The following is a 7,718-nucleotide window of genomic DNA, read 5'->3' as shown; positions in this document are numbered from 1 at the left end:
ATGTCAGCAGTGGTCAACTCCTCAAAACCCTGACTGGTCATAGCAGTTCGGTCATTAGCGTCGCCTACAGCCCCAATGGACAACAGTTAGCTTCTGCTAGTTGGGATAATACCATCAAAATCTGGGATGTCAGCAGTGGTCAACTCCTCAAAACCCTGACTGGTCATAGCAGTTACGTCTTTAGCGTCGCCTACAGCCCCAATGGACAACAGTTAGCTTCTGCTAGTTATGATAAGACGATCAAAATCTGGGATGTCAGCAGTGGTCAACGCCTGAAAACCCTGACTGGTCATAGGAGTCAGGTCGTGAGCGTCGCCTACAGCCCCAATGGACAACAGTTAGCTTCTGCTAGTTGGGATAATACCATCAAAATCTGGGATGTCAGCAGTGGTAAACTCCTCAAAACCCTGACTGGTCATAGCAGTACGGTCAATAGCGTCGCCTACAGCCCCAATGGACAACAGTTAGCTTCTGCAAGTGAAGACAACACGATCAAAATCTGGAATGTCAGCAGTGGTCAACCCCTCAAAACCCTGACTGGTCATAGCAGTACGGTCAATAGCGTCGCCTACAGCCCCAATGGACAACAGTTAGCTTCTGCAAGTGATGACAAGACGATCAAAATCTGGGATGTCAGCAGTGGTCAACTCCTCAAAACCCTGACTGGTCATAGCAGTTACGTCTTTAGCGTCGCCTACAGCCCCAATGGACAACAGTTAGCTTCTGCAAGTTATGACAACACGATCAAAATCTGGGATGTCAGTAGTGGTCAACCCCTCAAAACCCTGACTGGTCATAGCAGTGTGGTCATGAGCGTCGCCTACAGCCCCAATGGACAACAGTTAGCTTCTGCTAGTGGTGATAACACCATCAAAATCTGGGATGTCAGTAGTGGTCAACTCCTGAAAACCCTGACTGGTCATAGCAGTTACGTCAGAAGCGTCGCCTACAGCCCCAATGGACAACAGTTAGCTTCTGCAAGTGATGATAACACCATCAAAATTTGGGATGTCAGCAGTGGTCAAGTCCTTAAAACCCTGACTGGTCATAGCAGTAGGGTCTATAGCGTCGCCTACAGCCCCAATGGACAACAGTTAGCTTCTGCTAGTGAAGACAAGACAATAATTTTATGGGATTTGAATTTCGATAATTTATTGCTCAGTGGTTGCAATTTGCTGAATAATTACTTTGTTGGCCATCCAGAAGTGTTAGAAGAGTTGCAATCATGCCAAACTCCATCCCGTAAGGCGCAAGGGGCGACAACGTTAGTTATTCAAGGTGAGAAATTAGCGCGAAATGATGATATTAATGGCGCTGTGGTAAAGTTTGGCAAAGCACAGCAGTGGGATAATAAATTAAAGTTTGATTCCCAGGCGAGAGCGAAAGAGTTTGTCACCAAAGGCAAGGCTGAACGCTCAGTTGAGGAAGGAAACAGCCGCTTAGAAGAGAAAAAGTTTAAGGAAGCGCTAGGAGATTATACCGAAGCTCTCAAGTTTGATCCAAAAGTTGAAATTCCTGTTGATTCTTGGAACTCTCTGTGTTGGGATGGTAGTCTGCAAAAACAAGCGGCTGATGTGTTACCCGCCTGTGAAAAAGCCGTTGCACTTGCACCTGAAGATAGCAATATTCGTGATAGTCGTGGTTTGGCTAGGGCGCTAACAGGGAATTATCAAGGGGCAATTGAGGACTTTGAGGCATACATTGCCCAGACTGAGGATAAAGATAGTAAAGCACAAGTGCAGGGCTGGGTGAAAGATTTACGGGCGGGGAAGAATCCGTTTACAGATGCAGAGCTTAAGAAGTTACCGAAGTAGTTTTAACCTCACTTCCATTCCTCTTCCTTAAGTTTATCGAATAGCCCTAAGAAACCTCACCCTGGTTCTGCTACGCACAACCTGTCCCTCTCCTTAGTAAGGAGAGGGAGGTTTGTCAGGATAGGGTTTTGAACAAATATCGTATTTTAGTTCGGGTTCCCTAAAATTAAGTACCCAGAAACCTATTAAAACGAGATAATAATAAACTCACACCACCCTTAGCTGTTGTCCCATCAACCATTACAGAACTTGTTCTGACTTGGTTTAGGTAATTAACTTCTACAGTCACAGGGTCGAATTTTGCAAGTAGTTCTGAACCAAATCATGAAAACATCTACCGAATTGCTAGCTCGTCTCGACTATTACTACCAGCAAATCAAGACAATTATTCTGACTCGGCAAAATCCGATTACTGGTTTACTACCTGCGAGTACAGCGATTACAGCCCACGGCGATTATACTGATGCCTGGGTGCGAGACAACGTTTACAGCATTTTGGCAGTTTGGGGTTTAGGACTTGCATACCGCAAGATTGACGACGATGAGGGACGCACTTATGAGCTAGAACACAGTGTCATTAAACTGATGCGCGGGTTGTTGTTTGCAATGATGCGACAGGCTCATAAAGTAGAGACATTTAAACATACTCAGTCGCTATTGGATGGACTGCACGCAAAATATAATACCGCGACTGGTGACATTGTTGTGGGTGATGACGAATGGGGACATTTGCAACTTGATGCCACATCTATATTTTTGCTGATATTGGCGCAAATGACCGCAGCCGGATTGCAAATAATTTATACCATTGATGAAGTGAATTTCGTCCAAAACTTAGTTTACTATATTGGACGAGCTTACCGTACCCCAGATTACGGCATTTGGGAACGCGGTAATAAAATTAATCGTGGTAGTGCTGAGTTAAATGCCAGTTCCGTAGGCATGGCAAAAGCTGCTTTAGAAGCTATCAACGGACTGGATTTGTTTGGTGTGCGTGGTAGTCAAGCATCGGTGATTCATGTGCTACCAGATGAAATCGCCCGCGCCCGGATTACTTTAGAATCTTTATTACCGAGAGAATCTGGTTCCAAAGAAATTGATGCAGCGCTGTTGAGTATTATTAGTTATCCCGCCTTTGCAGTGGAAGATTTGCAATTACGCGATCGCACTTTAAACGATATTATCAATAAACTCGCAGGTAAATACGGCTGCAAACGCTTTCTGCGTGATGGACACCAAACCGTTTTAGAAGATCATCAGCGCTTACACTACGAACCGTGGGAACTCAAGCAATTTGAGCATATTGAATGCGAATGGCCGTTATTTTTCACTTATTTAGTTTTAGATGGGTTATTTCGCGGCGAACAAGAACAAGTTAAAAAATACCAAGAGCTTTTAGAAGCATTACTTATACAACAAAATGGTTTGCGTTTATTGCCAGAACTTTATTATGTTCCAGCCGAAAACATAGAAGCAGAAAAGTTAGCACCCCAAACGCAACCACGTTTGCCCAATGAAAATATCCCCTTGGTGTGGGCGCAAAGTTTATATTTTCTCAGTGAAATGTTGAGTGAAGGCTTAGTCGCGGTTGGTGATATCGACCCTTTGGGAAGACATTTGTGTGTGGGAAAACAGCGTGAGGCGTTGGTACAAATCGCTTTATTAGCAGAAGATGAAGATTTACAGACGAAACTAGAAGTTCACGGAATTGAAGCACAAACGCCTATCCAAGTAGAACCGATTCAGGTGAGAAAAGCTGGAGAATTTTCCGCTATTTATACCCAAATTGGACGTAACGATAAACTTGGTTTAACTGGGCGTCCAGTGCGACGGCTGCGGAGTTTAACAACATCTAGAATCTTTCGGATTCGCGGGGAAACAATTGTATTTTTACCTTCATTCTCAGACTCTCAGCAGTTTTACTTAACCCTTGATTACCATTTTCTGCTAGATCAAATTAGAAGCGAACTAGCTTACATTCAAAAATATTGGAACGATTTAGGGCGTCCGACTTTGACTTTAATGTTGACGCATACCATGTTAGAAATCGGTTCGGAAGCATTACTAGAACTAATGCAAGAACTGAAAGATGGAGTTTGTAACGGTGTGCGAGTGAAATTAGGGCGGCTAAATCAGCTAATGCTGACATCTGGAATCCAAAGAATTGATTTTCTGCCAAATACAGAATTTTTGCGATCGCCAGTGAAAAATGCTAGCCCACGTTGCTATCATCTAGCTGATCATCCTGAGAAAAACTGGCGCTTAGGAAATACCCAAGAATTTCAAATGGAATGCGAAACCGACTTGGGGCTATTACTTTCTTATTTGCGCTCATCAGAGAATATCTACGAGCAAATTGAGTTATTGCAAACTTTAATTCGCTTGCAGGGAATGGAATTTGATACAGGGTACGGTGAACCAGGATATCCCGTTACCGTAGCCGATTTACTCGATGAAGTTTACACCAAAGCTGGAGATTTAGCTATTTGGGCAGTGGTGCGTCGGGCTGCGGGGTTACGCCAAATGGTTGATATCAGCCTATCAGATGCAGTGACGAGTATTTTGGTAAGGGGTAAGCAAATTGCTGTGGGTAAAGCTTACAGTGAGGCGTCCTTGATTACCGTACCCATGTCTCACGATGAAATTGCCGATAAAATTAATCATTTTTGTCGTGAGGATATCCGCGATCGCGTCCTCACCCAAGAGATTTTAATCTATCTTGGTATCTTAATTCACTCGGAAGGCGAATTATTCCAGGGACTACTAACACTAAGAGTCGGCTATCTCATCCTATTGATAACCAGCGAACTAGCGCAGGAATTGGATGTTACTCAAGATGAAGCATACGATCACTTAATGCAACTTTCACCCTTTGAAGTGAAAATGCGCTTGCGCCAGGTATTAACTCGATATACTGGCATGAGTAACTTGTTGCGCCAGCAAGAATCACTGCACGTCATGCAAAAAGAAAGTGATATTGCTTGGGTGGTGTTACCAGTAATAGGAGAAGGAATAGAAGTCCCGCCAGACGGTTGGCGGCGGTTTCGTCAAGCCGAGGGTGCCACGGGGCGCGTACCAAAAGAATTTTTTAAGCAAGTTTGGCTATTAATGCAACATTGCAAGGGTCTAGTAATTGGCGATAAACTAGAGCGCCGCAATCGTTTAGATAGTGAAATAATGTTGTCGGAAATGACAGCTGGCGAAAGAAATTTTGCTCTGTTAGTTGAGCATTTGCTGAATAAAATTGAAGCTCCAGAATATCGTCAAGTTAATATTGAAGCATTAAGAGAATTAGCTGCGATCGCTGCCAATAATCCTAAGTTGCAAATCGAAGAATATATCGTGTTGGATGTGTTAATTGGTCATGCAGTGCGATTGGCATGGTTAGAACGCCATCCCGATAGAGGCGATCGCTATGATGAGGATAAGGGGAGTGCGTGGCGATCGTTTTACAATACTTCTCCTAGCGATTGTGCTAGTTATATTTTGAAGGCTTTCCGGTTCTTGACGGAATTTGTGAAAGATTTTTAACGCAAAGGGGAGGCAGCGCGTTGCGGGGGTTCCCCCCGTTGTAGCGACTGCCGTCGCGCAAAGGGAAACGCAGAGCAACGCAGAGGATGAGAGAGAATGAGTTGAGTGGGGTGATTATTGGTTGTGCGATGAGGGTACATACTGCTTTGGGACCTGGTTTATTGGAGTCGGCTTATGAGGTGTGCTTGGATTATGAGTTGAAGAAAGCTGGATTGAGTGTTGGTAAGCAGATTCCATTGCCCTTGGTTTATAAAGATGTGCAATTGGAATGTGTTTATCGATTAGATTTGATAGTCGAAAATCAAGTAATTGTAGAGATTAAATCTGTAGAATCCTTCCACCCGATTCACTCCGTTCAACTCCTAACCTATCTCAAACTCGCAAACTGCAAACTAGGTATTATCCTCAACTTTAACGTCCTCCACCTCAAAGAAGGTATCAAACGCGTAGCCAACAACCTCTAACTCTGACTCCGCGTTCCTTTGCGTTTCCCTCAGCGTTCCTCTGCGTTTAAAATCTACTTAACAGAAACAGCATCAACATCAATAGTGCTTGCAGTAGACGTAGAACCTTCACTAGTATTAGGTACTTCAGTAGCCACATCACCCTTACGAGCTTTCCAGCCTTCAATCACCAGTCCAGACACCTCACTAACTAGCAGGGTCAAAAGGAAAACATCATCAATCTGTCCCACAACAGGTATAAAATCTGGGAGAACATCAATTGGGCTGACCAAATAGACCAATGTTCCTAAAATTACCCACCAACGGTACTTGGGGTTACGAAGCACATTGCGATACCAAGTGTAAAGTGATTGGATTGAAAATTTCATATTTTGAACCTCCTAGTTATCTTTAATTTTGACAAATAATCCTAAAAACTTCCGGTGGGAATAACCGCCCTAGTTAGTCTGGAAGACGCTACTCGTAATCTATCACTAAATACCTACTCTGTGATTCTGCACAAGAGTCTAGTAATTGCCTGACAACAAATAATGTTGATTATGTATTTTAGAAGGGAATCCTAGTTATATAAATCTAAAGTTTCGCCTCTTTAGTGTAAATTTATTTGCTTTTCAGAAGGCGAAGCACTAACGCAGGATGGAACCTACCGATGAAGAATCATCACTTTGGCATATCTAAAATCCCCCGACAGATGGTTCTGATTATTCTCTTTGTATTACAAATATTTGGAGCGGTAGGTTTAGTAGGTTATTTATCATTTAAGAATGGACAGAAAGCCGTCAACGACTTGGCAGAACAGTTGATGGATCGAACGAGCAATTTGGAGTGCCAAACCTCCGAAAAATTCCTACAACTACGCCACAGATAACCAAGGCGATCGCACCCATATTAATACTATTCTTGATTGGGACAACTTCAAGGAAACTTGGTACACCGAACCTGTAAAAGCCACCGACAGTCCTGATCCTTCAATTCAGTCCATTGCTAAACAAATTCAGCAAACCTTCAATGGCTTTGAGTCGATCACCGAATCCAAAAAACTGCAACTGAATTGGCAAGGAGAAGCAAATTTTGTCAATGTCACCCCCTGGCGTGATCAATATGGACTGGATTGGCTAGTAGTTGTGAGTGTGCCAGAACACACATGAAAGAATTGAAAGTACGCTGTTGATTTTGCAACACCGTCTGAAAGACAAACCAGAATGTCCAGCAATTGTAGTGATTCGGGATTATGGCAAGTTGCCCAAAGTAGAATGCTATCCTGGACAACTCAATCAAGTTTTAATGAATGTTCTAGCGAATGCGATCGATGCTTTAGACGAAATAAACGCCAATCGCACGGTTCAGAAAATAGAGGCAAATCCTAGCCAGATTAGCATCCGCACTTCAATGAGCAATTTGCAGGCGGTGGAAATTGCGTTGGCGAAGCCCGCCGTTCGCGAAGCGTCTCGAAGAGAAGGCATCGCGGATAATGCCGGGGGAATGCCAGAACACGTTAAAAACCGTATCTTCAATCCTTTTTTCACCACCAAACCTGTAGGCAAAGGAACAGGTATGGGCATGGCAATCAGCTATCAAATTATCACCCAAAAACATGGTGGCAAATTAGAATGTTTTTCTACTCTTGGTGAAGGAAGTGAGTTTATCATTCAATTACCTACCCAGCAGCAAGTTTCTACAGCAGTCTAAGTCAAATACGCCATGCTTACACTGTCTTTTTAGATTTTCGAGAAATTTATATTTTAGAAGTCCCTCATTTTGGATTAATCTCTAGAATTAAAATGCTTCAGCATATTTGCTCTAGTCATGGAGGGAGGAAACTTGTGCGATTCGTTGCTTAGTGAATCACGGTAATCAGTCCGTACATAACTAAGCCAGCCCGACAGCAGATTACTGTCACTAAAGGCTG

4 protein-coding genes and 2 pseudogenes are annotated in these 7,718 nt (G+C 43.3%); 5 read left to right on the top strand and 1 reads right to left on the bottom strand.

Annotated elements, in window-relative coordinates; all coding sequences use genetic code 11:
* The 3 genes and pseudogenes from V7K31_RS27070 to V7K31_RS27060 all read left to right on the top strand — a co-directional run.
* A pseudogene (locus V7K31_RS27070) lies at nucleotides 1-1,814 on the top strand (ribosome assembly protein 4); the annotation flags it as partial.
* A gap of 324 nt (nucleotides 1,815-2,138) precedes the next feature.
* Nucleotides 2,139-5,345 (top strand): glycoside hydrolase family 15 protein, encoded by a 3,207-nt coding sequence (locus V7K31_RS27065; protein ID WP_335098564.1) that lies wholly within the window; start codon nucleotides 2,139-2,141, stop codon nucleotides 5,343-5,345.
* 86 nt (nucleotides 5,346-5,431) lie between these two features.
* Nucleotides 5,432-5,809: a GxxExxY protein gene (locus V7K31_RS27060; protein ID WP_335098562.1), complete on the top strand. Its 378-nt coding sequence runs from the start codon at nucleotides 5,432-5,434 to the stop codon at nucleotides 5,807-5,809.
* 53 nt (nucleotides 5,810-5,862) lie between these two features.
* Here the strand turns inward: V7K31_RS27060 and V7K31_RS27055 are convergent, their stop codons facing one another.
* Nucleotides 5,863-6,177 (bottom strand): YkvA family protein, encoded by a 315-nt coding sequence (locus V7K31_RS27055; RefSeq protein WP_335098559.1) that lies wholly within the window; start codon nucleotides 6,175-6,177, stop codon nucleotides 5,863-5,865.
* A 281-nt stretch (nucleotides 6,178-6,458) separates the two neighbouring features.
* Between V7K31_RS27055 and V7K31_RS27050 the strand changes: the two genes are divergently transcribed.
* Complete coding sequence (locus tag V7K31_RS27050; RefSeq protein ID WP_335098557.1) at nucleotides 6,459-6,677, top strand: hypothetical protein; 219 nt, start codon at nucleotides 6,459-6,461, stop codon at nucleotides 6,675-6,677.
* Nucleotides 6,678-6,952: 275 nt separating this feature from the next.
* Nucleotides 6,953-7,498, top strand: a pseudogene (locus tag V7K31_RS27045) (sensor histidine kinase); the annotation flags it as partial.
* Nucleotides 7,499-7,718 lie beyond the last annotated feature (220 nt).

The sequence above is a fragment of the Nostoc sp. genome, from assembly GCF_036917675.1.
Lineage (GTDB): Bacteria > Cyanobacteriota > Cyanobacteriia > Cyanobacteriales > Nostocaceae > Nostoc.
This window is presented reverse-complemented; position numbering and strand designations above follow the sequence as displayed.

What these genes read in the sequence shown, in the direction of transcription:
- V7K31_RS27050 (WP_335098557.1), top strand. Translation starts at nt 6,459, where the DNA reads ATGAAGAATCATCACTTTGGCATATCTAAAATCCCCCGACAGATGGTT.
- V7K31_RS27060 (WP_335098562.1), top strand. Translation starts at nt 5,432, where the DNA reads ATGAGAGAGAATGAGTTGAGTGGGGTGATTATTGGTTGTGCGATGAGG.
- V7K31_RS27065 (WP_335098564.1), top strand. Translation starts at nt 2,139, where the DNA reads ATGAAAACATCTACCGAATTGCTAGCTCGTCTCGACTATTACTACCAG.
- V7K31_RS27055 (WP_335098559.1), bottom strand. Translation starts at nt 6,177, where the DNA reads ATGAAATTTTCAATCCAATCACTTTACACTTGGTATCGCAATGTGCTT.